The 25,091-nt window shown below is 65.0% G+C and carries 25 protein-coding genes and 1 tRNA gene; 16 read left to right on the plus strand and 10 right to left on the minus strand.

Annotated features, from left to right (window positions below; translation table 11 throughout):
• Positions 1–30: 30 nt before the first annotated feature.
• Genes ligK through G9408_RS02715 form a run of 3 tightly spaced genes read left to right on the plus strand, consistent with a single transcriptional unit; the run spans position 31 to position 2,631 of the window.
• The gene (gene ligK / locus G9408_RS02705; RefSeq protein ID WP_168452579.1) at positions 31–708 is read left to right on the plus strand and encodes a 4-carboxy-4-hydroxy-2-oxoadipate aldolase/oxaloacetate decarboxylase; all 678 of its coding nucleotides are present in this window, start codon (positions 31–33) and stop codon (positions 706–708) included.
• The gene (locus G9408_RS02710; RefSeq protein WP_168452580.1) at positions 708–1,769 is read left to right on the plus strand and encodes a 4-oxalomesaconate tautomerase; all 1,062 of its coding nucleotides are present in this window, start codon (positions 708–710) and stop codon (positions 1,767–1,769) included. Before ligK ends, G9408_RS02710 begins: the two co-directional genes overlap by 1 nt.
• Positions 1,762–2,631 carry an amidohydrolase family protein gene (locus tag G9408_RS02715; RefSeq protein ID WP_168452581.1) on the plus strand — a complete coding sequence of 290 codons (870 nt, stop codon included), beginning with the start codon at positions 1,762–1,764 and terminating at the stop codon, positions 2,629–2,631. The genes G9408_RS02710 and G9408_RS02715 overlap by 8 nt, the downstream gene beginning before the upstream one ends.
• Before the next feature lie 136 nt (positions 2,632–2,767).
• Here G9408_RS02715 and G9408_RS02720 read toward each other — a convergent pair whose 3' ends face one another.
• Complete coding sequence (locus G9408_RS02720) at positions 2,768–3,472, minus strand: alpha/beta hydrolase (RefSeq protein WP_168452582.1); 705 nt, start codon at positions 3,470–3,472, stop codon at positions 2,768–2,770.
• A gap of 73 nt (positions 3,473–3,545) precedes the next feature.
• On the opposite strand from G9408_RS02720, the gene G9408_RS02725 reads away from it, so the two are divergent.
• Positions 3,546–3,947, plus strand: coding sequence for a DUF1761 domain-containing protein (locus G9408_RS02725; RefSeq protein WP_120215927.1), 402 nt, complete (start codon positions 3,546–3,548; stop codon positions 3,945–3,947).
• On the opposite strand, the gene G9408_RS02730 is transcribed toward G9408_RS02725, so the two are convergent.
• From G9408_RS02730 to serS, 4 genes are all read right to left on the minus strand, one after another.
• Entirely contained in the window at positions 3,944–5,011 is a 1,068-nt protein-coding gene (locus tag G9408_RS02730; protein WP_168452583.1) for a potassium channel family protein, read from the minus strand. The two genes, G9408_RS02725 and G9408_RS02730, sit on opposite strands and share 4 nt — an antisense overlap.
• Positions 5,008–5,973, minus strand: a complete 966-nt coding sequence (locus G9408_RS02735; RefSeq protein ID WP_235957442.1) for a LysM peptidoglycan-binding domain-containing M23 family metallopeptidase — start codon at positions 5,971–5,973, stop codon at positions 5,008–5,010. The genes G9408_RS02730 and G9408_RS02735 overlap by 4 nt, the downstream gene beginning before the upstream one ends.
• A 270-nt stretch (positions 5,974–6,243) precedes the next feature.
• Positions 6,244–7,017 carry a 5'/3'-nucleotidase SurE gene (gene surE / locus G9408_RS02740; protein WP_168452584.1) on the minus strand — a complete coding sequence of 258 codons (774 nt, stop codon included), beginning with the start codon at positions 7,015–7,017 and terminating at the stop codon, positions 6,244–6,246.
• Positions 7,018–7,141: 124 nt separating this feature from the next.
• The gene (serS, locus tag G9408_RS02745; RefSeq protein ID WP_168452585.1) at positions 7,142–8,422 is read right to left on the minus strand and encodes a serine--tRNA ligase; all 1,281 of its coding nucleotides are present in this window, start codon (positions 8,420–8,422) and stop codon (positions 7,142–7,144) included.
• 320 nt (positions 8,423–8,742) lie between these two features.
• On the opposite strand from serS, the gene G9408_RS16530 reads away from it, so the two are divergent.
• The 3 genes from G9408_RS16530 to G9408_RS02765 all read left to right on the plus strand — a co-directional run bounded on the left by G9408_RS16530 (position 8,743) and on the right by G9408_RS02765 (position 11,393).
• On the plus strand, positions 8,743–9,723 hold the full coding sequence (locus G9408_RS16530; protein WP_235957443.1) for a hypothetical protein: 981 nt from the start codon (positions 8,743–8,745) through the stop codon (positions 9,721–9,723).
• Between the two features lie 714 nt (positions 9,724–10,437).
• Positions 10,438–10,899, plus strand: a complete 462-nt coding sequence (dksA, locus tag G9408_RS02760; RefSeq protein WP_120215932.1) for an RNA polymerase-binding protein DksA — start codon at positions 10,438–10,440, stop codon at positions 10,897–10,899.
• A gap of 104 nt (positions 10,900–11,003) precedes the next feature.
• Positions 11,004–11,393, plus strand: coding sequence for a PilZ domain-containing protein (locus tag G9408_RS02765; RefSeq protein WP_168452586.1), 390 nt, complete (start codon positions 11,004–11,006; stop codon positions 11,391–11,393).
• 49 nt (positions 11,394–11,442) lie between these two features.
• Here the strand turns inward: G9408_RS02765 and G9408_RS02770 are convergent, their stop codons facing one another.
• Positions 11,443–11,601 carry a DUF465 domain-containing protein gene (locus tag G9408_RS02770; protein ID WP_120215934.1) on the minus strand — a complete coding sequence of 53 codons (159 nt, stop codon included), beginning with the start codon at positions 11,599–11,601 and terminating at the stop codon, positions 11,443–11,445.
• Between the two features lie 125 nt (positions 11,602–11,726).
• On the opposite strand from G9408_RS02770, the gene G9408_RS02775 reads away from it, so the two are divergent.
• Positions 11,727–11,924: a YdcH family protein gene (locus tag G9408_RS02775; protein ID WP_120215935.1), complete on the plus strand. Its 198-nt coding sequence runs from the start codon at positions 11,727–11,729 to the stop codon at positions 11,922–11,924.
• Between the two features lie 101 nt (positions 11,925–12,025).
• Positions 12,026–12,475, plus strand: coding sequence for a DUF1465 family protein (locus G9408_RS02780; RefSeq protein WP_235957444.1), 450 nt, complete (start codon positions 12,026–12,028; stop codon positions 12,473–12,475).
• Between the two features lie 238 nt (positions 12,476–12,713).
• Here the strand turns inward: G9408_RS02780 and G9408_RS02785 are convergent, their stop codons facing one another.
• A complete protein-coding gene (locus tag G9408_RS02785; RefSeq protein WP_168452587.1) occupies positions 12,714–13,793 on the minus strand; it encodes a DUF2332 domain-containing protein in 1,080 nt (359 codons plus the stop codon).
• Between the two features lie 38 nt (positions 13,794–13,831).
• On the opposite strand from G9408_RS02785, the gene hisG reads away from it, so the two are divergent.
• The 6 genes from hisG (at position 13,832) to G9408_RS02815 (ending at position 21,325) form a co-directional block, all read left to right on the plus strand.
• Positions 13,832–14,488 (plus strand): ATP phosphoribosyltransferase, encoded by a 657-nt coding sequence (gene hisG, locus G9408_RS02790; RefSeq protein WP_168452588.1) that lies wholly within the window; start codon positions 13,832–13,834, stop codon positions 14,486–14,488.
• Positions 14,475–15,767, plus strand: a complete 1,293-nt coding sequence (gene hisD / locus G9408_RS02795; protein ID WP_168452589.1) for a histidinol dehydrogenase — start codon at positions 14,475–14,477, stop codon at positions 15,765–15,767. Before hisG ends, hisD begins: the two co-directional genes overlap by 14 nt.
• A 9-nt stretch (positions 15,768–15,776) precedes the next feature.
• Positions 15,777–16,229, plus strand: a complete 453-nt coding sequence (gene nusB / locus G9408_RS02800; protein WP_168452590.1) for a transcription antitermination factor NusB — start codon at positions 15,777–15,779, stop codon at positions 16,227–16,229.
• Between the two features lie 118 nt (positions 16,230–16,347).
• On the plus strand, positions 16,348–17,277 hold the full coding sequence (gene thiL, locus G9408_RS02805; protein ID WP_168452591.1) for a thiamine-phosphate kinase: 930 nt from the start codon (positions 16,348–16,350) through the stop codon (positions 17,275–17,277).
• A 181-nt stretch (positions 17,278–17,458) separates the two neighbouring features.
• On the plus strand, positions 17,459–19,573 hold the full coding sequence (locus tag G9408_RS02810) for a sodium-translocating pyrophosphatase (RefSeq protein ID WP_168453423.1): 2,115 nt from the start codon (positions 17,459–17,461) through the stop codon (positions 19,571–19,573).
• Positions 19,574–19,726: 153 nt separating this feature from the next.
• A complete protein-coding gene (locus G9408_RS02815) occupies positions 19,727–21,325 on the plus strand; it encodes a peptide chain release factor 3 (protein WP_120215940.1) in 1,599 nt (532 codons plus the stop codon).
• A 39-nt stretch (positions 21,326–21,364) separates the two neighbouring features.
• Here the strand turns inward: G9408_RS02815 and dinB are convergent, their stop codons facing one another.
• Entirely contained in the window at positions 21,365–22,495 is a 1,131-nt protein-coding gene (dinB, locus tag G9408_RS02820; protein WP_168452592.1) for a DNA polymerase IV, read from the minus strand.
• Between the two features lie 101 nt (positions 22,496–22,596).
• On the opposite strand from dinB, the gene G9408_RS02825 reads away from it, so the two are divergent.
• Positions 22,597–22,670, plus strand: a tRNA-Gly gene (locus tag G9408_RS02825).
• 117 nt (positions 22,671–22,787) lie between these two features.
• Here G9408_RS02825 and G9408_RS02830 read toward each other — a convergent pair.
• Complete coding sequence (locus G9408_RS02830; RefSeq protein ID WP_210423167.1) at positions 22,788–23,816, minus strand: SIS domain-containing protein; 1,029 nt, start codon at positions 23,814–23,816, stop codon at positions 22,788–22,790.
• Positions 23,813–25,072 carry an MFS transporter gene (locus G9408_RS02835; RefSeq protein WP_168452593.1) on the minus strand — a complete coding sequence of 420 codons (1,260 nt, stop codon included), beginning with the start codon at positions 25,070–25,072 and terminating at the stop codon, positions 23,813–23,815. Before G9408_RS02835 ends, G9408_RS02830 begins: the two co-directional genes overlap by 4 nt.
• Between the last annotated feature and the right edge of the window lie 19 nt (positions 25,073–25,091).

A 25,091-nucleotide genomic window follows, 5' to 3' on the forward strand; every position in this document is an offset into this window, starting at 1 on the left:
GCGGACGCGCAGAGCGATTTGCAGAGGAGAATGAGCGTGGGCGTCGTCGTACAGAATATCGAGCGGGCTGATCGAGCCATCATCGACGCGCTTGCCGAATGCGGCGTGGCGACGGTCCACGAGGCGCAGGACCGGACCGGATTGCTCGCGAGCTACATGCGGCCGATCTACGCCGGCGCGCGTATCGCGGGTAGTGCGGTGACGATCAGTGCGCCTCCGGGCGACAACTGGATGGTCCATGTCGCAATCGAGCAATTGCGGGAGAGCGACATTCTGCTGCTTGCCCCGACGAGCCCCTGCGAAGATGGCTATTTCGGCGACCTTCTCGCCACGAGTGCGATGGCCCGGGGCTGCCGCGGCTTGGTGATCGACGCAGGCGTGCGCGACGTCCGGGACTTGACCGCGATGGGCTTTCCGGTCTGGTCGAAAGCCGTCTTCGCGCAAGGCACCGTCAAGAACACGCTCGGCAGCGTCAATGTGCCGGTGGTGTGCGCCGGCGCTGCGATCGATCCGGGCGACGTGCTCGTCGCCGACGACGACGGCGTCTGTGTCGTCCGGCGCGCCGACGCCGCTGTGGTACTCGAGAAAGCGCGAGCCCGCGAAGCCAATGAAGCCGGAAAGCGCGAGAAGCTGGCGAGCGGCATACTCGGTCTCGATATGTACAAGATGCGCGAACGCCTTGCGGCCGAAGGACTGAAGTACGTCTGATGCAAATCAGCGCGCCAGTCATTTGGATGCGCGGCGGGACGTCGAAGGGAGGGTATTTCCTCGCCGACGACCTGCCCTTCGATCGCGGCGAGCGGGATGCGTTCCTCTTGCGGGTGATGGGCAGCCCTGACCTGCGCCAGATCGACGGGATGGGCGGCGCCGATCCGCTGACGAGCAAGGTTGCCGTCGTCCGCAAGTCGGTGCGTCAGGGGATCGATGTCGACTATCTGTTCCTGCAGGTGTTCGTCGATCAGGCGCTGGTTTCGGACCAGCAGAATTGCGGCAATATCCTGGCCGGGGTCGGTCCGTTTGCAATCGAGCGCGGCCTTGTTGTCCCGACGGGCGATGAAACCCCCGTGGCAATCTATATGGAAAATACGGGACAGGTTGCGATCGCGACGGTCCAGACGCCCGGTGGCGCGGTCAACTACGTCGGCGAGGCGGCGATCGATGGCGTCCCCGGCACGCACGCTCCGATCCCGCTCGAATTCCGCGATACCGCCGGATCGAGTTGCGGCGCGTTACTGCCGACGGGCAACCCGGTCGATATCATCGGGGGCGTCGCCTGCACGTTGATCGACAATGGGATGCCGTGCGTGCTGTTCAAGGCTGAAGATGTCGGCGCGACCGGCTACGAGACTCGCGAGGAACTGGAGAGCGAAGGGTTCGCGCCCATCCGGGAGCGGATCGAGGCGATCCGTCTCGCGGCGGGGCCGTTGATGAACCTTGGCGACGTCAGTGCCAAGTCCGTGCCCAAGATGACGCTCGTGGCGCCGCCGCGAAACGGGGGAGCGATCACGGCGCGGGTATTCATACCCCACCGCGCGCACGCTAGCATCGGCGTGCTTGGAGCCGTTACGGCAGCGACCGCTTGTCTCGTCAAAGGATCTCCCGCCGCCGAGGTCGCCGAAGTCCCGGAGGGTCGTCGCAAAACCTTGAGCGTTGAGCATCCTTCGGGCGAAATGAGCTGCGTGCTCGAAACCGACGGGCAGGGGCAGGTCATCAGCGCCGCTCTGCTGCGCACCGCCCGCAAGCTGATGGATGGCATCGTCTATGTCTGATCGCATCGTCTCATGGCATTCGAACCCATCGAAGCCGCGCTTCGTACCTCCACCCGGCGCGGTAGATGCGCATTGCCACATATTCGGTCCAATGGCTGAGTTCCCGTTCAGCCCAAAGGCGAAGTATCTGCCCGAAGACGCTGGGGCGGAGCAGCTGTTCGCCTTGCGCGACCATCTCGGTTTTTCCAGGAATGTGATCGTCCAGGCGAGCTGCCACGGGACGGATAATGCCGCCACGCTCGATGCGATCGCAAAATCGGAAGGGAAAGCACGGGGCGTCGCGGTTGTCGATCCGGCGATTTCCGACGTCGAGCTGGCCGCTTTGCACGATGGCGGCATTCGCGGCATCCGCTTCAACTTCTTGAAGCGCCTCGTCGATGACGCGCCGAAGGACAAATTTCTGGAAGTCAGCCGTCGGCTGCCGAAGGACTGGCACGTGGTGATCTACTTCGAGGCCGATATACTGGAAGAGCTTTGGTCGTTCATCGACGCAATCCCGGTACCGTTAGTAATCGATCACATGGGGCGACCGGACGTGACACAGGGATCCGACGGACCTGACATGCGCGCCTTCCGGCGACTGCTCGAAAGCCGCGAGGACATTTGGTTTAAGGCCACCTGCCCAGACCGTCTAGATCCTACCGGCGACCCGTGGAACATGTTCGCAGATGCCGTTGCGCCTCTGGTCGCCGACTATCCCGATCGCTGCCTCTGGGGCACCGACTGGCCGCATCCCAACATGCAGGACAACCTTGCCGACGACGGACACCTCGTCGACATGATCCCACGGCTCGCGCCGACGGCCGACCTTCAGCGCAGGCTGCTCGTCGATAATCCCGACCGCCTATACTGGGGGGACTGAAGGCTTAGTCGGCGGGTCGTGCTTGAAGCACCTTCATTGCGCATCGTATGGACATAGCAAATTTACCGTTGCCGCCGGACCGGGTTTCGCTGCCGCTCGTGACGCTTCCGCGCGACGGCCGATCGGACGGCCACAATCATGTCTCCGCCAGCGTGTCGGCCACGATCCGCCACACGCGCGGATTGATTCCCAAGCCCAGATGCGTGCTGTCGACTTTGATGTTACGGGCGTGCGCATTGTAGATGTCGACCGCGATGTCGGGGCTGACGATGCCGTCGCGGTCGGAGTAAATGACAGTCAGCGGCTGGGTCAGGCCTTTGAGGTTGCGCGCGTGGATTTCGCGTTCGATCGCGTCGAAATCGCGGCCGGCAAAGCGCTGCGCGAGCGCGGTATATTTGGGGCCGCCGATGATCGGGGTGCCCATGGTGATGATCGCGCGGACCAGGTGCGGGTAGCCGCGCGCGGTTTCGCGGGCGATGACGCCGCCAAGGCTCCAGCCGATCAGGGTGAGCGGGGCGCCGTCGGCCTTGACCCAATCGGCGGCCTGCGCGGCAAAGCGTTCGACGTCGGCGGCGACGCGGCCCTGGTTGCGCCCCATGCCCCAGTCGCGGACGTGGTAGCCAAGGTGACGGAGCCAGGCTTCGAGCGGTCGCATCGACAGCTCGCTGGCGCCGTAACCGGGGAGCAGCGCGATCGGGCGGCCGTCGCCGCGCGGCGCGCCGAACAGATGATAACCACCAAGGCCATAGCGCAGCATGTCGAACGGCAGTGCGAGTTCCCCCAACTGCGCGCGCCGGGTCGGGGGCTTTAATCCGGTGGGAAGCGGAACGTCGCGGGGCATCGCCTTCTCCCTTTCATATCGTTATAGTTTGTCGCCTCGGCACGGCATTGCAAGCCGGTAAGGGGAGGGGAATATGGCAAATCTGAACTGGATCGCGATCCTGGTCGCGGCGCTCGCGGGATTTCTCGTCGGCGGACTGTGGTACGGGCCGCTGTTCGGCAAGGCATGGATGCAGGAACGCGGGCTGACCGAAGCGGAATTGCAGCAGGGCAATATGGTGCAGATTTATGGCACCACCTTTCTGCTCAGCATCGTCTCCGCGGTGTTTCTTGGCCATTTGCTGGCGCATTTCGGTGATATGAGCGCGCGGTCGACGATGATGATTTCGGTCGGGATTGCGCTCGGCTTTATCGTCCCGGCGATCGGCACCAACTATCTGTTCAGTCGCGCGAGCATGAAGCTGTTCGGTATCGACGCCGGGTACTGGATCGCCTTTTACGCGGCGATGGGCGCGGTGTTCGTGTTCTTGGGCTAGCCGCCCGGTACGCTCGCTTCACATTCTTCGCAGCGGACGACCTCGACGATCAGGTCGCCGGCGGCGAGGCTTTGCGCTTCGGGTTCCCAAAAGCCGAAGGGCTTGCCGCCGCGATAGATACGCAGTCCGCGGCCTTCGCTGGCGAGCTGGTCGATGCTGCGGCCGATTTCGGCCGCCGCGACGGGGCGTTCGCGCAGCTGGACCCGCCCGCCGATGCTGGCAAGGTCGGCCATATAGTCGGCGACATGCGCGCCCTGCGCCGAGCCGGCGAGCAGCAGCCCGGTAAAGCTGACCGGATTGATGACATTGTTCGCGCCCGCCTGGCGCGCGAGCAATTCATTGTCCTGGGCGCGGATGACGACGCTGATCGGTACTTTCGGCGACAGGTGGCGGACGGTCAGGACCATCAGGATCGAGGTGTCGTCGCGCCCCGCCGACACCAGCACCGATTGGGCGCGCGCGATATGAACGTCGATCAGCGTGTCGTCGTTCGATGCGTCGCCCTGCAGCACGTTGCAGCCCATCGCTTCTGCCTCGGCAATGCGCGTCGGCGATTGGTCGATCACCACGATGCACGACGGATCGGTACCGCGCGCGATCAGTTCCTTCACCGCCTCGCTGCCGCTGACGCCGAAGCCGAGGACGACGATATGGTCGGTGAGCTTTGCCTGGATGCGGGCCATGCGCCATTTTTCCCATGTGCGTTTGAGGACGAAATTATAGGCGGTGCCGACAAAAATGAAGAGCACCGCGATCCGGATCGGGGTGACGATCACAGCCTCGATCAGCCGTGATCGGTCCGATACTGGATGGATGTCGCCGAACCCCGTCGTCGTCACCGAAATCATCGTGAAATAGACGACGTCGAGAAAGCTGATGTGGCCGTCGTGATTGTCTTTTAATCCCGCACGGTCGATCCAGTGCACCAGCACGACGATGCCAATCAGCGCAAAGGCCAGGCTGAGCCGCGCCAGAACGTCGGCCCACACTGGCCATTTGCTCGCACGTTTCAGCGGCTGAAACCGATGGTGCAGCTTCAGTTTCGACGGCCTGCGATCGCTCATCGGGGCGGCAATTGCTTCATCGGATCAACGGGTATGCGATTTTTGCGCAGCTGGAAATGGAGTTGCGACGTCTGGACCTGTCCGGTCGCCCCCGCGCGCCCGATGACGTCGCCGCTCCGCACCGCCTGACCGCGCTGGACGTCGATCCGCGCGGCATGGCCATAGGCGCTGACCCAACCGCCGCCATGGTTGATCAGGATGAGCCCGCCATAAACGCCGATCTGGTCGCCGGCATAGGCGACAACGCCGTCGGCGGCGGCACGGATCGGGGTACCCGCGGCGGCCGCGATGTTGATCCCGTCGCTGACCTTGCCCGGCGCGAGCGGGCCGAAGCGCGCCAGGATCGGACCGTTCAATGGCCATTCGAAGCGGCCAGCGAAGCGCGCCGGTGCGGCGATCGCGGTGGTAACCGGCTGGCGCGGCGCGGCGCTGCCGGTGGTCGGGCGCGCGGCCTCGGCCAGTGCGGGCTGGCTGCCGGTGACGATGTCGTCGATGTCGAGGGTGAAGGCGGCGGCGCGGGCGCCGACGTTGACCGGGCCGGGTGGGGCGGGGCGCGCGTCGGAGGGCAGACGCAGCCGCTGGCCGACGCGAAGGATATAGGGTTCGGCGAGCGCGTTGATCGTGATGATCTCGCCCCAGTCGGCGCCATAGGCGCGCGCGATGCCGATTCCGGTCTCCCCGGTGCCGACGCGGTGATAGAGGCCGGCGGGGATGCGCAGCAATTGCCCGGCGCGCAGCGTAAAGGGCGGGGTGAGGTCGTTTTCCAGCGCGATCGCTTCGGACCCCGCGCCGCTCATCTCGCCGATCGCCCGCAGCGTGTCGCCGGGGCGGACGGTGTAGCTGCCTGCGGCGACCTGGACCGCGTTGGTCGCGACGGGCTTCAGCGTCCAGGTCGGGCGGGCATCGCCGCCGACGACGTCGGTTAGCACGCGGCGCTCGAAGTCGAAGCTGTCCGGGAGCATTGTTGGGGCAGGCGCGGGGGGCGCGGGTCGCGGCGGCGGGGTAGGTGCAGCCGGAATGCAACCGGCGAGCGCCAGCGCGCCCAGAACTATCCCGCCATGATGCCTGATTTGCCCCACGCAAGGCTTTTGCCAAAGCTTTGGGACGGTGGCTAGAACTTCTGTTTCAGTCCGGCACGGGTTTCGTATTTTCATCATCCCGGCGCAGGCCGGGATCTCTCCCCTGCATTGGTCCGCGATGGCGAGATCCCGGCCTGCGCCGGGATGACGAAGTTAAGGGGTTTCGGTCCCATACGCCCCGCGCAGCGCCGCCAGCGACGCGTCATGCGTCAGGTCGAGCTGGAGCGGGGTGACCGAGATATAGCGGTCGTCGATCGCTTCCAGATCGCTGTCGTGGCCCGGCGAATGTTCGATGCCGTGCAGCCCGAACCAGTAATAGCGGTAACCGCGCGGGTCGGTGCCTTCGACAATCGAACCCCGTCCATAATCATGGAAACCCTGCCGCGTCACGCGGATGCCCTGCACATCGGCGGCGGGGATTGCGGGGAAGTTGATGTTGATCAGCGTGCGCGGCGCCATGTCGAGGTCGAGCAGCGGGCGTAGGACCTTGGCGCCCCATGTCTCGGCGGGTTCGAACGGCACCGTGTCGCCCATGCCTTCCTTCGCATAAACTTGGCTGAGCGCGATCGAGCGGATGCCCGCGAGCGCACCCTCGATCGCCGCCGAAACGGTGCCCGAATAGGTGACGTCGTCGCCGAGGTTGGCGCCGCGGTTGACGCCCGACAGGATCAGGTCGGGCTTTTGGGGCATCAGCTTGCTGATCGCCATCATCACCGAATCGGTCGGCGTGCCGCTGCACGACCAGCGCTGCGGTCCATGTTCGCGAATCCGCACCGGGCGTGACAGGGTCAGCGAATGGCCGGCGCCCGACTGTTCCTCGGCCGGGGCGCAGACCCAGATATCGTCGCTGAGCTGGCGGGCGATCGTTTCGAGCACGGCCATGCCGGGGGCGTGATAGCCATCGTCGTTGGTGAGGAGGATGCGCATAATTTTCTCTTTCTCGGTTCCGTTCGCATCCAGCAAAGTCGAGATGCCCATCGGCACGGTGCGAGCTGCCGGGTGTCTCGACTTCGCTCGACACGAACGGGAAAATGACGTCGGTATAATCTCGTCAACTTGAAGGCATCAGGCGGGTAATCCCGCCCATATAGGGCAGCAGTGCCGTTGGAACGATGACGCTCCCATCCGCCTGCTGATAATTCTCCAGCACCGCGACCAGCGTCCGACCGACTGCCAGACCCGAACCGTTCAGCGTATGAACGAACTCGTTACCTTTCGCGCCTTCGCGGCGGAAGCGCGTGTTCATCCGGCGCGCCTGGAAATCGCCGCAGTTCGAACAGCTCGAAATTTCGCGATAGGCGTTCTGGCCGGGCAGCCACACTTCGAGGTCATAGGTCTTGCGCGCCGCAAAACCCATGTCGCCGGCGCACAGCAGCATCTTGCGATATGGCAGTTCGAGCGCTTCGAGGATCGCCTCGGCGGCGCGCGTCTTGCGTTCCAGTTCGGCGTCGCTGTCTTCAGGGCGGGTGATCGACACCAGCTCGACCTTCCAGAATTGATGCTGGCGGATATAGCCGCGCGTGTCGCGCCCCGCCGATCCCGCTTCGGACCGGAAGCAAGGGGTGAGCGCGGTCATCCGGATCGGCAGCTCGGCCTCCGGCACAATCTCTCCGCGCACCGCGTTGGTCAGGCTCATTTCCGACGTCGAGATCAGCCAGCGACCGTCGGTGGTCTGGAACAGATCTTCGCGGAATTTGGGGAGCTGCGTCGTCCCGAACGCCGCCTCGTCGCGGACCATCAGCGGCGTCGCACATTCGGTATAGCCCGCGTCGATCGTCTGCCGGTCGATCATGAACTGGCCGAGCGCGCGTTCGAGGCGCGCCATCTGGCCCTTCAGAAACGCGAAGCGTGCGCCCGACATCTTGGCCGCGGTTTCGAAATCGAGGCCCAGGGCAGGGGCGAAATCGGCGTGCTCCTGCGGCGCGAAGTCGAACGACCGCGGGGTGCCCCAGCGGGCAATTTCGACATTGCCGTCTTCGTCTTCGCCGTCCGGCACGTCGGCAGCGGGGAGGTTGGGGAGCGCCGCCAGCCGGTCGTGGAGGGCAGCGAGCTGCTCGCGTTCGGCGTCTTCCTTCGCGGGGAGCACGGCCTTCAGCTCGGCAACCTCTGCCTTCAGCGCTTCGGCCTTGTCCTTGTCGCCCTGCGCCATCGCTTGGCCGATCAGCTTCGACGCTTCGTTGCGACGTGCGAGCGCGGCCTGGATTTCGGTCTGCAGCGCGCGCACCGACGCGTCCGCGGCCAGGATTTGAGCGGACAGGGGTTCGAGGCCGCGGCGTGCAAGGTCGGCGTCGAAAGCTTGCGGGTCGTCCCGGATCAGGCGGATATCGTGCATCGCCGCGCTATGGCGTTGCTGAGCGGGGGGTGCAAGCCCGTCCTTTCTTGATCCTCCCTGTCGCGCAGCGATGCGGCGGGGGACCGCTTGCGAAGCAGGGGGTGGCGGGGCGGCAAGGGTCGCGCCATCGCCCCTCCGTCAGCGCTGCGGGCTGTCACCGCCCCATGGCTGCGCTACAATGAGGATCATTATCGCGCCGGGCCGCGTAAGCGGGAGCGGCTCATAAAAAAGGGCCGCCCCGAAAGGCGACCCTTCAGTAGGTGGTCTGGGTAAAAGCCCCCCCGGACCGCCAGTGGATTGCTTAAGCCGCGTCGGCGTCCTTGTCATTGCGATTGGCGGCGCGGCGGCGCGCGACCAGCGCGGCGGCCGCAGCGCCGAACAGCAGCAGCATCGGCGGCGCCGGCACTGGGGTCGGGGTGCCCGACGAGGTGCTGGTGGTTCCGCCGCCCGAGCTGGACGACGAAGACGAGGATGACGACGAGCTGCTGCTCGACGACGAAGACGACGAGCTGGAGCTTCCCGTGCTCGTGCTGCCCGTCGAACCCCAGCTGCTGCTGCCGCCGGTCGCGCCCGACGAGGTCGCCCCGCTCGACGTGCTGCTGCTCGACGATGAGGAGGACGAGGAGCTCGACGATGAGCTGCTCGATCCGCCCGAACTGCTGCTGCTGGAACCGCCCGAGCTGCCGCTCGAGCCATTCGATCCGCCCGAACTACCGTGCGACGAGCTGCCCCAGCCCGAGCTGCCGTGCGACGAACCGCCCTTCGACGAGCTGCCGCCCGACGAGGACGAGCTGGACGAGGACGACGACGAGGAGGAGCTCGACGACGAACTGCTGCTCGACGACGAGGTGCTGACGTTGCCCGACGACGTCGAGACGTTACCCGACGATGTGCTGACATTGCCCGACGAGGTCGAAACGCCGCCGGTCGAGGTGCTGACCCCGCCGGTCGAAGTCGACACGCCACCCGTCGAGGTCGAAACCCCGCCGGTTGAGGTCGACACGCCGCTCGACGTGCTCACGCTGCCGGTCGAAGTCGACACGCCGCCAGTCGAGGTCGAGGTGCTGACGCCGCCCGTCGAGGTGGACACGCCGCCCGACGTGCTGCTGCTGGTCGTGCTGAGGCCGCCGGTGGTCGTCGAGGTGACCACCACGCTGCCGCCGCCGCCCGAGCTGCTGCCGCCAAAGAAGCCGCCGAAAAAGCCGCCGCCGAAACCGCCGCCGAAGCCGCCGCCGATAACGGTCACGCCGCCGCCGCTGCCGCCGCCTTCAAAACCGCCGCGCTGCGGGAAGGGCGCGTAAGGGATGGGGGGCAGGGGGATCGTCTGCGTCACGACCTGCGTTTGCGGGGTCGCGGTGCGGATGACGCGCTTCGTCGTGACGACGCGGCGGATCCGTTTCACCGGCTTGCGCGCTGCATGGCGCTTGCGAACGACCTTTTTGCCAACGCAGGGCGAACAGGATTTGGCCGTCTGCGCCCGCGCCTTGGGGACATCGGTAATCTGCATCGCGCCGGTGCCGATGAGCGCGCCGCCGCAGGTGCAGGCGCAAAGCTTGGCGAGGGCCATTCGGACAGACATAGGTTTCTCTTTCTTTCCCGTTGCAGGTGCGAAGCGCCATCGACCGACACCAATCCCACCTCGCTATACGCCAAAAGGTCAAAGCTTTGCGAACGCGGCAATTGCGTTAACCGCGTTTGCCTGTCCGACAGCGGGAAAAGAGCGTTGGAATCAACCCAAATCGCCGTTCTTGTCCCAAAATAGTACGGAAACTGCAATGATTCTATGCGATTGGTTAACCTTCGGCCCTAAACCGGGCTTCGGCGATCGATGCATTGGCGCGCGATCGGCCGCCCAGAATCACTCCGATCCTTGTGTCCGTTCAGCCGCGCTTCACGCCTCGACGCTATTGGCTGCTTCGGCGCTTGTATCGAAACCAGCGGCTGGTTATAGGCGCGCCACTCCCCGCGCCGCATGGCCGGTCGCGGGGTGACAGGAAAGGACGCGAGAGCCCCTCATGCCGACCAAGATTGCCGACGTTGGCGCTGACGCGCTTCGCGAAGCCAAATCAAATCTCGATACGGATTATGTTCCTGGCGACGACGAAGAGTTTATGAACGAGCGGCAGCAGGAGTATTTCCGCGGTCTGCTGCTCGCCTGGAAAAAGTCGATCCTGTCCGAATCCGAATCGACGCTGGCACATTTGCAAGACGGGCCGCTGCGCGAACCCGATCTCGCTGATCGCGCGTCGAGCGAGACCGATTGGGCGATCGAACTTCGTACCCGCGACCGTCAGCGCAAGCTGATCGCCAAGATCGATTCGGCGATCCGCCGTATCGATGAGGGCGAATATGGCTATTGCGCCGTCACCGGCGAGCCGATCTCGCTGGCCCGCCTGCAGGCGCGCCCGATTGCCACGATGACGCTGGAGGCGCAGGAGCGTCACGAGCGCAACGAACGGATTTCGCGCGAAGATTGACCCGCGCCGGGACAAAAGGCCCGATCTCCGGCGGCAATTTACATTTCGGCAATGGCTGCACTCTAGTTTCGCGACCCTGACAACAACGCGGGGAATAGGTCGCAATGGATTCGCGTGGGCCGGTATCGGTTGATGAAGAAGTCGCAGCGCTGTCGCGCGGCGCGGATCGGGACAGTCTGTTCCTGCAGGCCGGATTGATCCTGCCGGGTCGCACCGATCCGGTGATCGTCCGGGTGCGCAACCTTTCGCCGGGCGGCATGCTGGCCGAGGGCAAGGTCCGCGTCGAACAGGGCGCGGCGATCGAGGTCGATCTGAAAAATATCGGTCCGGTGCCGGGGCGCGTCGTATGGGCGGGCGAGGGCAAGTTCGGGATCGCCTTCGATCATCAGATCGATCCGCAGGCGGTGCGTCGTCAGGTGGTGTCGCAGTCCGATTTGCCACCGCATCTGCGGCGTTCGGGCCTCGAACGGGGGCCGCTGTACCGCCGACGCTGATGCATCCGGGTTAGGGCAGCATCAGCGGGGCGGTAACGACTGGCGATCGTCAGGCGATCGCGAGCATCTCTTCCTTCACTTTCAGCTTCTGCTTTTTCAGTTGCGCCAGCGCTGCCATGTCGGGCGCGGGGCGCCGCTCTTCATTCGCAATTTTCTCGTCGAGGTTCGCGTGGCGCGACTTCAGGGCGGAAAGATGCGACGTGCTCATGGGCCATTCTCCTTTTCGACTCGATTGGCAGGTCCGAGTAAATCACGAATCGGCACGAATGTCGTCGCGATTCGGTCAGCCGGTCCCCGTTGCGGACCAGTGGTGAACGTGGCAGGGAAGCGCGCGTGAGCACCGATGAAATTACCCAGCGCTTGGAACTGCTTCGCGTCGAGCATCGCGACCTCGACGCCGCAATCATTGCGCTCGGCGAGGCGGCGGTCCCCGACCAGTTGCAACTCGCGCGCCTGAAGCGACGCAAGCTCAGGCTGCGCGATGAAATCGCTTGGTGCGAGGATCAGCTGCTACCCGACATCATCGCCTGACTCAAAACGGGACGACGGCAGGCGGCGATTTCATGGTTACCGCCATTGCATTGCCGGACAGCCGTGGCATCCATCGGCAGATGGTGGCCCAGCATTCAGACATGATGGCAATCGCAGCGCCGGTGCAACGCGCCCAGGTCGAAAATCTCTATGTCGAAGCCATGGTGCTCGCGGACGAAGCGCACGCGGCCTTTGCCGCGCAGCGCGACCTGAGCAGCTCCCGGCGCGACGGTCTGATGCAGATCAGCCTTGCTTGCGAATCGCTGAAGACGACGACGCGGCTGATGCACGTCATCGCATGGCTGCTCCATCGCCGCGCGATGATGGCGGGCGATCCGGGCGCCGGTCCCAACGACAGCGCGGCGTGCATCGGCGATCCGATCGCCGCCGACTGGGGCATTTGCGACGGATTCGAAGGATCGGTGCAGCGCATCATCGCGGCGAGCGAACGTCTGTTCGAACGCATCGCGCAGATCGAAGCGGGCTGGAACGCGCCGCAGGCCGCGACCCCGGTGCAGCGGTTGCTGGCGCAGTTGGAGGCGCGGCTTTAGGCTTGGGGGTGTGCTGGCTTTGGGGGGAAAATGCCGTCATAAACTCCTCTCCCCTTGCGGGAGAGGATAGCGCAGCTTGCTCCGTCAGGAGCTAGCGAAGCTTGGAGAGGGGGGTGGGCGCCAGCGGGCGCAAACCCCCTCTCAACTGCGGCTAGACAGCAAGCTGCCAAGCCTTCGTATCTCTCCCGCAAGGGGAGAGAGAAAATAGCCTAAGTTCGCAATCGGCTACATCCAGCCCTTACCCCAACCACTCCACCCACGCGCCATGGGCGTGCGCATGCGCCAGTTTCACCGGCGCGCCGCCGCCCGGCCAATATCGCACCACCAGCTCGTGATGATGCACCGTCCGATTGGCCTCGAGCGCGATCCACACCAGCGGGCGCTCCGCGGTCGCGCGGGCGCCCGCAGCTTCCATTGCGGCGGTGACGCGGGCCTGCTGGTCGGCGGGGACATATTGCCAGACGATCGAGTGCATCAGCACCCGGGTCGTGCCTTCAGCCTGCGGGCGCACCAGTTCGGCCTCGACGAAGTCGGCGGCATTGGCGTGGATCAGCTGCGGCGGCGCATCGGTGGCCGCAGCGATCGCGGCCTCCATGCGCTGGAAGCGGACATGATGTTCGGGCCAGATATAGGCTTTCAGCCGCAGCGCCTGCGCCGGATCGGCCAGGTCGACCGGCGCGACGTCGCAGCCTTTGAGGCCCGCAAATTCAATGGCGTGCATCGGCGGATGGTTGCCGCGCCATTCGGGGGCGAACGCCATCGCACCCGGTGTCGGGCCGACATGCACCCCGGCGAGGTCGTAATGATAGCGGTCGATCATCAGATTGATCCCCGCGCTCGACCCGATTTCGAGGCAGTCGAAGCGCGGCGGCAATCCCTTGTCGGCAAGCCACAGCATTGCGGCGATGAAATTCGACGAGCGGCCCGCCTCGTTGGTCTGCGGCGGACCGTCGAGCCAGGGCAGCAGTGCTGCCTGATGCCGAGCGACGACCCCGGCGACGATCGCGGCATCGTTGATGTCGTCGGCATCGGCGTAGATCGGCGCCAATTCGTGCGCGGCTCCGGCAAGGTGCAGCGCGTGAAGTCCGCCCGCGGCGCGCAGCGGCAGCGCATCGGCGAGCGGCGCGCCCTTCCAGTCGGCGATGCGGCGGGCAAATTCGCTGGCGGGCTTGTCGAGCAACGCGGCCAGCGCCGCCACGATCCGCGCGGTCACCGGGGCGCCGTTCGCGCGGCAATAGGCGACCTGGTTGGCAAAGGCGGCACGCACCGCGCCGGGTCCGGTATCGCCCAGTTCGATCGGCTCATAACGCTCGCTCATTGCCCTTTGTCCCGTCGCCGCCTATGTGCGCGACGCTTATGCCCGAACCGATCATCTTTGCCATCCCCAAGGGACGCATCCTCGACGAGGCGCTGCCGCTGCTGGCGCGCGTCGGGATCGAACCCGCGGCAGACTTTTTCGACAAGAAAAGCCGCGCGTTGGTGTTCGGGACGAACCAGCCGCACATATCGCTGATCCGCGTCCGCGCGTTCGACGTCGCGACGTTCGTGGCGCACGGTGCGGCGCAGCTCGGCATCGTCGGGTCCGATGTGGTCGACGAGTTCGATTACAGCGAGCTGTACGCGCCGGTCGACCTTGGCATCGGCCATTGCCGCCTGTCGCTTGCGGGGCCGGAGGGCAGCGCGCCGCCGGGGCTGGGCGAAAGCCATATCCGCGTCGCGACCAAATATCCGGCGACGACGCGGCGCTGGTTCGCAGGCCAGGGCATCCAGGCTGAATGCATTAAGCTCAACGGCGCTATGGAAATTGCGCCGAAGCTCGGGCTCGCCTCGCACATCGTCGATCTGGTATCGACGGGGCGGACGCTGGTCGAAAATGCGCTCGCCGAGCAGAAAATCATCAGCGAGGTGTCGGCGCGGCTGATCGTCAATCGCGCCGCGTTCAAGCTGCGCTCGGCCGAAGTCCCGGCGCTCGTCGAACAATTCCGCCAGGCGGTGGGCGATGCGGCGGCTTGATGCTTCCGCACCCGGCTTTGCGGCCGAATTCGACGCGTTGGTCAATGATCGGCGCGAGAGCGATTCCGACGTGTCGAGCGACGTCGCGGCGATCATCGCTCGGGTGAAGGCAGACGGTGACGCGGCGCTCGCGGATTATACCGCGAAGTTCGACCGCTTCAACTTGGACGCGAGCGGGTGGAGTATCTCGAAGGCGGAATGCGCCGCGGCCTATGACGCGCTGGCACCCGAACTCCGCGACGCGCTCAATCTCGCTGCCGAGCGCATCCGGGCTTATCACGCCGCGCAGCTGCCCGAAGATCGCGACTATTGCGATGCGACGGGCGCGCGGCTCGGCGCGCGCTGGAACGCGGTCGATGCCGCGGGCGTCTATGTCCCCGGCGGACGCGCCGCCTATCCCTCATCGGTGCTGATGAACATCCTGCCTGCCAAGGTCGCGGGGGTGGGCCGGATCGTGATGATGACCCCGACGCCGGGCGGCGAGGTCAATCCGGTCGTGATGGCCGCTGCGCATATCGGCGGGGTCGACGAAATCTGGCGCGTCGGTGGGGCGCAGGCGGTGGCGGCGCTGGCCTATGGCACCGACCGCATTGCGCCGGTCGATGTTGTCACCGGCCCCGGCAACGCCTGGGTCGCCGAGGCAAAGCGGCAGGTTTATGGCGTCGTCGGCATCGACATGGTCGCGGGGCCGAGCGAGATTGTTGTGGTTGCCGACGCGCAGAACGAGGCGCGGATCATCGCCGCCGACCTGCTCAGCCAGGCCGAGCATGACCCGACCAGCCAGTCGATCCTGTTCACCGACGACAGCGACTTTGCCGACGCCGTCGCGGCGGCGGTCGCGCAGATCATCCCGACGCTGAGTACCGCGGCGACGATGCAGGCGAGCTGGGCCGGTAATGGCGCGGTGATCACCGTGCCGACGCTGGCCGACGCGATTCCGCTGTGCGACCGGCTCGCGCCCGAACATCTCGAACTCGCGGTCGATCCCGCCGAGGCCGACGCGCTGTTCGCCAAGGTCCGTCACGCGGGCTCGGTGTTCCTGGGCCGCCAGACGCCCGAGGCGATCGGCGATTATGTCGCGGGGCCGAACCACGTCCTTCCCACTGGCCGCCGCGCGCGCTTTTCGAGCGGCCTATCGGTCACGGATTTCATGAAGCGCACCAGCTTTCTGGCACTGGACGAAGCCAGTCTCGCTGCGATTGGCCCTGCGGCGGTTGCGCTCGCGGGTGCCGAAGGGCTGCCCGCCCACGCGCTTTCGGTCAGCCAGCGTCTTAAGTAGAAAAGAATTATGAACCAACGCGCCCAGTCTCGCTCCGCCGCCCGTCTCGCCGCCGTTCAGGCGCTCTATCAGCACGAGATGGAGGCGACCCCGGTGGCCAAGCTGATCCACGAGTTTCACCAGCACCGGATCGGCGCGACGATCGAGGACGCCGAATATGCCGATGCCGACGTCGCCTTCTTTGACGACATCGTGAAAGGCACGCTGGCGCGCGCCGACGAGATTGATGCGGCGATCGTCGCGCGGCTGGCCAGCGGTTGGTCGATGGAGCGACTCGACCGCACGATGAAAGCGATTTTGCGCGCCGGCGCCTATGAGCTGATTGCGCGTAGTGACGTGCCGGTCGGCGCGGTGGTCAGCGAATATGTCGATGTGGCCAAGGCGTTTTTCGATGCGCGCGAAGCGGGGTTTGCGAATGGCCTGCTCGACGCGATCGGCAAGGACGCGCGGAAGAATAGCTAAGCTCCTTTCGTGTCGAGCGAAGTCGAGATACGCAGACCGTAGCCCGTCCCAAGCGTGTCTCGACTTCGCTCGACACGAGCGGAATTAGGGCACATTGTTCTGGGTGAGAGGGTATCGCATGTCCGAAACCGATTTCATCGCCCGTCTGCGCGCCATCGCCGCTGACCCCGCCGCGCGCGGCCTGACCGACGATGCCGCCGAGTGGGAAGGGCTGGTCCTCACCCACGACATGATCGTCGAGGGCGTGCATTTCCTGCCCGACGACACGCCGCAGGATGTCGCGTGGAAGCTTGTCGCGGTGAACCTGTCGGATCTTGCCGCGAAAGGCGCCGCACCGGTTGGCGTGCTCGTTGGGTATAGCCTGGGCGACGCGGAATGGGACGTGGCGTTCGTGGAAGGGCTCGATCTGGCGCTTCGCCGCTTTGGCGTCATTCTGCTTGGCGGCGATACGGTGCGCGCGCCTGCGGGTGCGCCGCGCAGTTTCGGGCTGACCGCGATCGGCCGCGCGCCGCCGGGCGGGGCGCCGTCGCGATCGGGGGCGCGGCCCGGCGATCAGCTGTGGGTAACGGGTTCAATCGGCAATGCCGGGCTAGGCCTTGCGATGCGCCTCGGTCACGAGGAAGCAAACGAGACCTGCCTTGCCGCCTATCGCCGCCCGCAGCCGCAGCTGACCTTCGGGCAGGCGGTGGCGCCCCACGTTCATGCGATGATGGATGTTTCCGACGGGCTGCTGATCGACACCGAACGGATGGCGACCGCCAGCGGGTGTGAGCTAGTCCTGATGCTGGAGGCAGTGCCGCTGTCTGCGGCCTTGCTCGCAGTGCGCCCCGACGTCGTCGATACCCGGCTGGCGGCGGCGAGCGCCGGCGACGATTATCAATTGCTTTTCGCGGCCGATCCGGGATCGGCAGGCGCAATCCGCGAGATTGCGGCTGCGTTGAATATCGCGGCGACGCCGATCGGCCATGCCGGGGTGGGCGAGGGGCTGCTGCTGACGCACCGCGCCCAACGCATCGCGCTGCCCGAGCGTCTCGGTTTCATACATTGACGCGAAACCGTTACAAAAGTGCCGAAAAACCGGGCTTGCCCTAGGCTTTCTTTATTCCCATAACGCGGCGTCCAAATATTGGGGCGGTCGCATCAGGGGAGAGGGCGAACCGGCAATCATAAGTCGGACGTGCTCGACTGTTCACTGGGTCCGCCCCGTTCAATGGGGAAGGAAATTCATGATTGATCCGGTTATGATCGCGATAGCGTGCGGCCTTGTCGCCGTGCTCTATGGCTTCATTACCTCGCGGCAGGTGCTCAGCGCCTCGGCGGGTAACGAAAAGATGCAGGAAATTGCTGGCGCCATTCAGGAAGGCGCCAAAGCCTATCTGGGCCGCCAATATCGTACCATCGCCATCGTCGGCGTCGTCGTCGCCGTGCTCGTTGGAATGTTCCTCGGCGCGATTTCGGCGACGGGCTTTGTTATTGGCGCCGTCCTGTCGGGGGTTGCCGGATACATCGGCATGAATATTTCGGTCAAAGCGAACGTGCGCACTGCGGCCGCGGCGCAGACCGGATTGCAGGCGGGTCTAACCATGGCGTTCCGCGCCGGCGCAATCACCGGCCTGCTGGTGGCGGGCCTCGCGCTCCTCGCGATCTCGGTCTTCTTCTGGTATCTGATCGGCCCCGGCGGTTATACCGTTGGCGGTGAGGACCGCACTGTTGTCGACGCGCTCGTCGCGCTGGCTTTCGGCGCCTCGCTGATCTCGATCTTCGCGCGTCTGGGCGGCGGCATCTTTACCAAGGCCGCCGACGTCGGCGCCGACCTCGTCGGCAAGGTCGAGGCTGGGATCCCCGAGGATGATCCGCGCAACCCGGCGGTGATCGCCGATAACGTCGGCGACAATGTCGGCGACTGCGCCGGTATGGCCGCCGACCTGTTCGAAACCTATGTCGTCACCGTCGGCGCTACCATGGTGCTGATGGCGTTGCTGCTGAAGGGGGCGGGCGAGATGCTCGTGCCGCTGATGAGCCTGCCGCTGCTGATGGGCGGCGTCTGCATCATCACCTCGATCATCGGCACCTATTTCGTCCGTCTCGGTAACGGGACGAATGTCATGGGCGCGATGTACAAGGGCTTTCTCGTCACCGCGATCCTGTCGATCCCGGCGATCTGGTTCTCGACCCAATATGCGCTGGGCAGCATGGAAGCGCTGATCCCCGGGACCGATTTCAACGGTCGTTCGCTGTTCTATTGCTCGCTGCTCGGCCTGATCATCACCGGGCTGATCATCTGGATCACCGAATATTACACCGGCACCAACTATCGGCCTGTGCGCTCGATCGCCAAGGCTTCGGAAACCGGTCATGGCACCAACGTCATTCAAGGGCTGGCGATCAGCCTGGAATCGACCGCACTGCCCACGCTGGTGATCTGCGCTGGCATCATCATCGCCTATATGCTGGCGGGGCTGATCGGCATCGCCTTTGCCGCGACCGCGATGCTGGCGCTGGCCGGCATGGTCGTCGCGCTCGACGCCTATGGCCCGGTCACCGACAACGCCGGCGGCATTGCCGAAATGGCGGGCCTTGACGACAGCGTGCGTGAAAAGACCGACTTGCTCGACGCGGTGGGCAACACCACCAAGGCGGTGACCAAGGGCTATGCCATCGGTTCGGCGGGTCTTGCGGCGCTGGTGCTGTTCGGCACCTATACCGCCGACATCACCGAATATTCGGCGGCGCTGGGGCTGACCGAGCCGCTGACCTTCTCGCTGTCGTCGCCCTATGTCATCGTCGGGCTGCTGCTCGGCGCGCTGCTGCCGTACCTGTTCGGGGCGATGGGCATGACCGCGGTCGGCCGCGCTGCGGGTGAAGTCGTCAAGGATGTTCGCGACCAGTTCAAGAACAACCCCGGCATCATGACCTATGAAAGCAAGCCGAACTATGCGCGCACGGTCGATCTGGTGACCAAGGCGGCGATCAAGGAAATGATCATCCCGTCGTTGCTGCCGGTGCTGGCGCCGATCGTCGTGTTCTTCGTGATCCGTTCGGTCGCAGGACCGGCCGCGGCGCTCGAAGCGCTCGGTGCGCTCCTGCTTGGCGTGATCGTCGGCGGGCTGTTCGTCGCCATCTCGATGACCTCGGGCGGCGGCGCATGGGACAATGCCAAGAAATATATCGAAGACGGCAACCACGGCGGCAAGGGAAGCGAAGCCCATAAGGCCGCGGTGACCGGCGACACCGTCGGCGATCCGTACAAGGACACCGCGGGGCCGGCGGTCAACCCGATGATCAAGATCACCAATATCGTGGCGATCCTGCTCCTCGCGGCGCTGGCGCACGGCGCGGCGTAAGCCGGGCCGCCCTTGCGGGCAAAAAAATGGCCCCGTCGGTGCGATCCGGCGGGGCTTTTTTGGTGGTCACGCGATTCTCCTCCAGGACGCGGCAAGATTGCTGCATTGCACCAACCCCTTCCCACATTGCCGCGCCGCTGCTAGGCGCCCGCCATGTCCCAGAAGCATCCCGAACGCCGCACCTTTGCCATCATCTCGCACCCCGACGCGGGCAAGACGACGCTGACCGAAAAATTGCTCGTCGCAGGCGGGGCTATTCATATCGCGGGCGAGGTCAAGGCGCGCGGGCAAGCGCGGCGTGCGCGTTCCGACTGGATGAAGATCGAGCAGCAGCGCGGGATTTCGGTCACCTCGTCGGTGATGACCTTTGAACATGCCGGGCTGGTATTCAACCTGCTCGACACGCCGGGACACGAGGATTTCAGCGAGGATACCTATCGCACCCTGACCGCGGTTGACAGCGCGGTGATGGTGATCGACGCCGCCAAGGGCATCGAGCCGCAGACGCTGAAACTGTTCGAAGTCTGCCGCCTGCGTTCGGTGCCGATCATCACCTTCATCAACAAGGTCGACCGCGAAGGGCTGCCGCCGTTCGAATTGCTCGACGAGGTTGCCGACCGGCTGGCGCTCGACGTGACCCCGATGAACTGGCCCGCGGGGATGGGCGGGCAGTTCGAAGGAATCTACGATCTCGTGGATCCGGCGATCATGAAACCGGGCGCCGATGCGTCGCGGATGTATGAAGGGCACCGCGCCAAGGTGGCGGGGCTGGATGACCCGGCGCTGGCGGCCGAGATCAGCGCTGACGCGCTCGCGCACCTCAAGGAAGAAACCGAGCTGGCCTCGGCCTGCTATGCCGAGTTCGACGCGGCGGCGTATCGAAATGGCGATCTGACGCCGGTCTATTTCGGGTCCGCGCTCAAGGAATTCGGCGTCGTCGACCTGCTCGCGGCGCTCGCGAACCACGCCCCGGGGCCGCAGCCACAGCCCGCCGAACCGGCACCGGTCGAGCCGACAGACAGTGCGGTGACCGGCTTCGTGTTCAAGGTGCAGGCCAATATGAACCCCGCGCACCGCGACCGCATCGCCTTCATGCGCCTGTGTTCGGGCAAGTTCGAGCGCGGGATGCGGTTGATGCAGGGCGGCACGGGCAAGGCGATTGCGATCAGCCGCCCGATGCTGTTCCTGGCGCAGGACCGCGAAATGGCCGAGGAGGCCTTTCCCGGCGACATCATCGGCATTCCCAACCACGGCACGCTCCGCGTCGGCGATACGCTGTCCGAACGCACCGACATCACGATCACCGGGCTGCCCAATTTCGCCCCCGAATTGCTGCGCCGCGTCGCGCTGGTCGACCCGACGCAGACCAAGAAACTGCGCAAGGCGCTCGACGATATGGCGGAGGAGGGGATCATCCAGGTTTTCTACCCCGAGATCGGATCGAACATGATCGTCGGCGTGGTCGGCCAGTTGCAGCTCGAGGTGCTGATCAGCCGCCTCGACGTGGAATATAAAGTCGAGGCGAAACTGGAGCAGTCGCCTTGGGAAACCGCGCGCTGGATCGCCAGCGATGACGCCGCAAAGCTGAAGGCGTTCCAGTCCGAACATCGCGGCGCGAGCGCCACCGATCGCGACGGCGCGCCGGTGTTCATGGCGAAGGACGGGTGGGAAGTGGGCTATATCACCCAGCGCAATCCCGACATTCGCTTTACCGCGACCAAGGAACGGCGGCTGGGGGCGTTGGCTGAATAGAGTCCGTTGCCCCCGCGAAGGCGGGGGCGACGGTGTCGGTCAGATCAGACTCAACAGATCGGTCGGCCCCGCCGTCTCGGCCTCATCCTCATCATCTTCGCCCTCGAACTTGCTGAGCGTCAGCCCCAGCAAGCGTATGCCCTGTTCGGTCGGTAGCAGCGGCGCCAGGATCGCTTCGCCCGCCGCCAGCAACGCGGCGCCGTCCAATATCGGCGCCGCCACCGATTTCGCCCGAGTGATCGTCCGGAAATCGGCGTAGCGCAGCTTCAGCGTGACCGTCCGCCCGCGCGCCCCTTTCTTCGCGGCGCGGTCCCACACGACGGTGCAGACATGCGCGAGCGCCTCGCGAATTTCGGTATCGGTGATCAGGTCGTTGAAGAAGGTGCGTTCACCACCCAGCGACTTCAGCGGGCGGTTCGATTTGACCCGCCGATGGTCGATACCGCGCGCCAGGTTGAACAGCCATTCGGCGCTGTTGCCGAAATTCTCTGCCAGCCACAGCGGGTCTTTTGCCGCGAGATCGGCGCCTGAAAAAACCCCGAGCCCTTCCATCTTCGCCGCTGTCACCGGCCCGATGCCGTGAAAACGGCGGATCGACAATGTCTGGACGAACGCGGCGCCCTTGCCCGGCGGGATGACGGTCAATCCGTCGGGCTTGTTCTGGTCGGACGCCAGCTTGGCGATGAACTTGTTATAGGAAACGCCGGCAGACGCAGTCAGGCCGGTTTCCTCGCGGATTCGGCGGCGGATCAGCCTGGCGGTCGCGGTTGCGCTGCCCAATCCCATCTTGTCGGCGCTGACGTCGAGATAGGCCTCGTCGAGCGACAGCGGTTCGACCTCGTCGGCATAGTCGCGAAAGATCGCGCGGATCTGGTGCGAGATGTCGCGGTACACCTCGAACCGCGGCGGGACAAAGATCAGCGCCGGGCACTGGCGCTTCGCGGTGATGCTCGGCATCGCTGACCGCACCCCGAACTTGCGCGCCTCGTAACTTGCCGCCGCGACGACGCCGCGCCGCGACGATCCGCCGACCGCGACCGGCTGCCCGCGCAGCGCCGGATCGTCGCGCTGCTCGACCGACGCGTAAAAGGCGTCCATGTCGACATGGATGATCTTGCGAACAGGGGCGTCCGCGCCGTCACCGGGGTTGAGGTCCGCGTCGTCGTGCACGGCGCAGCTTTAGCATGTTGCCATGATGTTCTCAACGATGCGCACGACGCCGGGCTTGACGAAGATGGGGCAAACTGGCAATCGCCGCCGACCTTGGGTGAGCGGGTATAGCATAGTGGTAATGCTCTAGCCTTCCAAGCTAGCTAGGCGGGTTCGATTCCCGCTACCCGCTCCAACAATATTCGCCAGATTCACGCCAATTTGTCTGCCGATCGGGGCGCAGTGAGGGAGCGTTCACTGCAATCGGTCCCAAGCCGATGATCGATCATCCCGCGATCCGGCAGTCGCGATTTCAAACGGTTTCGGTCACCTTGCGCAGATGGCGCGGATTGTCGGGATCATATCCGCGCTGAACCGCCAGCGCGTTCACCGCGCGATAAAAGGTCTGGACTTGCAGGATGGGCTCCAGCACCGGATGTCCGGCGATCGTAGGCAGGCTGATGGTGCCGGGAACACCGCCGCCGACGACAAATACGCGGCCGCCGCGTTCGCCCACCTCGGCTGCCAGCCGGTCGATGCCTTGGGCACTTTCGTCGCTCTGGCGAAACACGAGGAGCGGGAAATCGGCGCCGACCAGCGCCAATGGCCCGTGGCGAACTTCGGCGGCGCTAAAGGCTTCGGCGTGCAGACCGCAAGTTTCCTTGAACTTGAGCGCCGCCTCCTGCGCGATTCCCAGGCCCGGCCCGCGTCCGATGACGTAGAGGCCGCGCGCCATCGTCAGGCCGTCGGCGAGCGGCGACCAATCGAGCTCCCAAGCTGCTGCCAGTTTGTCGGGTATCGCCAATAGCTGGTCGGCAAGCGTCCGGTCGCGGCTCCACCGCGCGACCAGGTTCGCCAATGCCGTCAGCGTTGCGATGTAGCTTTTGGTCGCCGCCACCGACCGTTCGGCGCCGGCGCCGATCGAGATCACCGTGTCGGCGATCTCCGCCAGTGGCGCGCCCGGGGCGTTGACGAGTGCGACGGTCTGCGCGCCCGATCGCGCTGCCGCTTGGGTAGCGGCGAGCAGGTCGGGGCTTTGTCCCGACTGCGAAATGGCGATCCACAGCGCGTCGCACAATTTCGGTGTGACCTGATAGACCGAGCTTATCGAGGGCGGCGCCGAGGTTACCGGGATCCCCAACCGGGTTTCGATCAGATATTTGGCAAAGGTGGCGGCGTGATCGGAACTGCCCCGTGCGCACGTCGCGACCATCTGCGGACTGTCCGCGCAAAGCCGCCGCGCTAGCGGTTCGATGCTGTCCGCCGCGCCGACAAGCTGCGCCGCGACGATTGCGGCGGCGCTGGCCGCTTCCGCGTGCATAAGCGTTTGTTCGGCGATCATTGGCTGTCGCCCTCCGCCGCGACAGCCGGACGCAGCCGCTTTCGCAGGTCGATCGTCTGGTTGCGTGTAAGCGGATCGGCCCAGAAACTGACGCTGAGAATGAAGCCAAGCAAAGCAAAGACGATAAGCAAGGCGGCTCTGAGCCCCATCCATTCGCCGACGATACCCACCAGAAGCGGGGCGATCGCGCCGCCCAATATCCCCGTGCACAATATTCCCGAAAACGCTCCATGGTCGCGCGATACCGAATTCAGCGCCAGGGCGAAGATGATGGAAAACATCACCGAAATGCACAGGCCTGCGGCGGGGAAGGCGATCAGCGACGCACTCCGCCCGCCGAACAGCGCCGCCGCGACGCAGGCGATTGCGGCGATCGCCGCGATACGCAGCACGATTTTGGAATCGATGAGCTTGAGCAGGACCAGTCCCAGCGCGCAGCCGATCACCATCCAGCCCCAGAACATCGCGACCGCGCGCGCACCTTCGGTTTCGGGCGCGACGCCGTGATAGGTTGCCAGAAATTGCGACATCCAGTTGGCAAGGCTCTGTTCGGTGCCGACATAAGCGGCGATGGCGAGAAAAAAGAACCGAACCTTGCGATCCGCAATGAGCTGGCGATAGGCAAGGGCGTTGCCCGCGCGCTCGTCGGCTTTCAGGACGATATGGGGAACGCGCATTGCGATCGTGCCGACGATCAGCACGGCAAAAATGGCGCCGAAAACCCAGTAGAGCGCGATCCACGCCGGGTCGGTCGCGGGCAAGCCAAATAGAGACGCGTTCCGCGTACCACGCGCCATCATGGCGGCAAAGACCAAGGGGCTGACGAAGGAAGCAAGGCCGAAAACAAGTTGGCCCATGACCGAAAAGAACGCGAAGTTCGCCTCGCCCCCGGCAGTGCGCATCAGCGGATTGATCACCACCTGCAACATCGCCATGCCCACGCCGATGACAAACAGGGCGCCAACGGCAACCGCATAACTTGGCAGCAATGCGAACAGCAGCGCTCCGGTCAGATTGAGGCAAAAAGCGGTCACGAGCGTCGTTTTTGGGCCGACCGTTTCAACCATGATGCCGGCGGGGATCGACACCACTCCGTAAGCGAGGAAGAATGAGAAGGGGAGGAAGCCGGCAAGCGTCAGGCTCAGACCGAAATCCCGGATAATTACCGGCATCAGTGGGCCGATAATGTTGGTTACGAACGAGATCGCGAACCACACGATCAATATGTAGCAAACCACCAGCGTCCGATTGGCCATTTTCCCTCTCCCGCGACCG

The sequence above is a fragment of the Sphingopyxis microcysteis genome (assembly GCF_012274265.1).
Taxonomy (GTDB): domain Bacteria; phylum Pseudomonadota; class Alphaproteobacteria; order Sphingomonadales; family Sphingomonadaceae; genus Sphingopyxis; species Sphingopyxis microcysteis.

Bases quoted from the DNA above. Each gene is read 5' to 3' on its own strand.
- ligK (WP_168452579.1), top strand. From the start codon at position 31: ATGAGCGTGGGCGTCGTCGTACAGAATATCGAGCGGGCTGATCGAGCC.
- hisD (WP_168452589.1), top strand. From the start codon at position 14,475: ATGCGGCGGCTTGATGCTTCCGCACCCGGCTTTGCGGCCGAATTCGAC.
- G9408_RS02835 (WP_168452593.1), bottom strand. From the start codon at position 25,072: ATGGCCAATCGGACGCTGGTGGTTTGCTACATATTGATCGTGTGGTTC.
- serS (WP_168452585.1), bottom strand. From the start codon at position 8,422: ATGCACGATATCCGCCTGATCCGGGACGACCCGCAAGCTTTCGACGCC.
- thiL (WP_168452591.1), top strand. From the start codon at position 16,348: ATGTCCGAAACCGATTTCATCGCCCGTCTGCGCGCCATCGCCGCTGAC.
- dksA (WP_120215932.1), top strand. From the start codon at position 10,438: ATGCCGACCAAGATTGCCGACGTTGGCGCTGACGCGCTTCGCGAAGCC.
- surE (WP_168452584.1), bottom strand. From the start codon at position 7,017: ATGCGCATCCTCCTCACCAACGACGATGGCTATCACGCCCCCGGCATG.
- nusB (WP_168452590.1), top strand. From the start codon at position 15,777: ATGAACCAACGCGCCCAGTCTCGCTCCGCCGCCCGTCTCGCCGCCGTT.
- G9408_RS02725 (WP_120215927.1), top strand. From the start codon at position 3,546: ATGGCAAATCTGAACTGGATCGCGATCCTGGTCGCGGCGCTCGCGGGA.
- G9408_RS02730 (WP_168452583.1), bottom strand. From the start codon at position 5,011: ATGAGCGATCGCAGGCCGTCGAAACTGAAGCTGCACCATCGGTTTCAG.
- G9408_RS02715 (WP_168452581.1), top strand. From the start codon at position 1,762: ATGTCTGATCGCATCGTCTCATGGCATTCGAACCCATCGAAGCCGCGC.
- G9408_RS02765 (WP_168452586.1), top strand. From the start codon at position 11,004: ATGGATTCGCGTGGGCCGGTATCGGTTGATGAAGAAGTCGCAGCGCTG.
- hisG (WP_168452588.1), top strand. From the start codon at position 13,832: ATGCCCGAACCGATCATCTTTGCCATCCCCAAGGGACGCATCCTCGAC.
- G9408_RS02830 (WP_210423167.1), bottom strand. From the start codon at position 23,816: ATGATCGCCGAACAAACGCTTATGCACGCGGAAGCGGCCAGCGCCGCC.
- G9408_RS02720 (WP_168452582.1), bottom strand. From the start codon at position 3,472: ATGCCCCGCGACGTTCCGCTTCCCACCGGATTAAAGCCCCCGACCCGG.
- G9408_RS02785 (WP_168452587.1), bottom strand. From the start codon at position 13,793: ATGAGCGAGCGTTATGAGCCGATCGAACTGGGCGATACCGGACCCGGC.
- G9408_RS02735 (WP_235957442.1), bottom strand. From the start codon at position 5,973: ATGCTCCCGGACAGCTTCGACTTCGAGCGCCGCGTGCTAACCGACGTC.
- G9408_RS02710 (WP_168452580.1), top strand. From the start codon at position 708: ATGCAAATCAGCGCGCCAGTCATTTGGATGCGCGGCGGGACGTCGAAG.
- G9408_RS02770 (WP_120215934.1), bottom strand. From the start codon at position 11,601: ATGAGCACGTCGCATCTTTCCGCCCTGAAGTCGCGCCACGCGAACCTC.
- G9408_RS02780 (WP_235957444.1), top strand. From the start codon at position 12,026: ATGATGGCAATCGCAGCGCCGGTGCAACGCGCCCAGGTCGAAAATCTC.
- G9408_RS02815 (WP_120215940.1), top strand. From the start codon at position 19,727: ATGTCCCAGAAGCATCCCGAACGCCGCACCTTTGCCATCATCTCGCAC.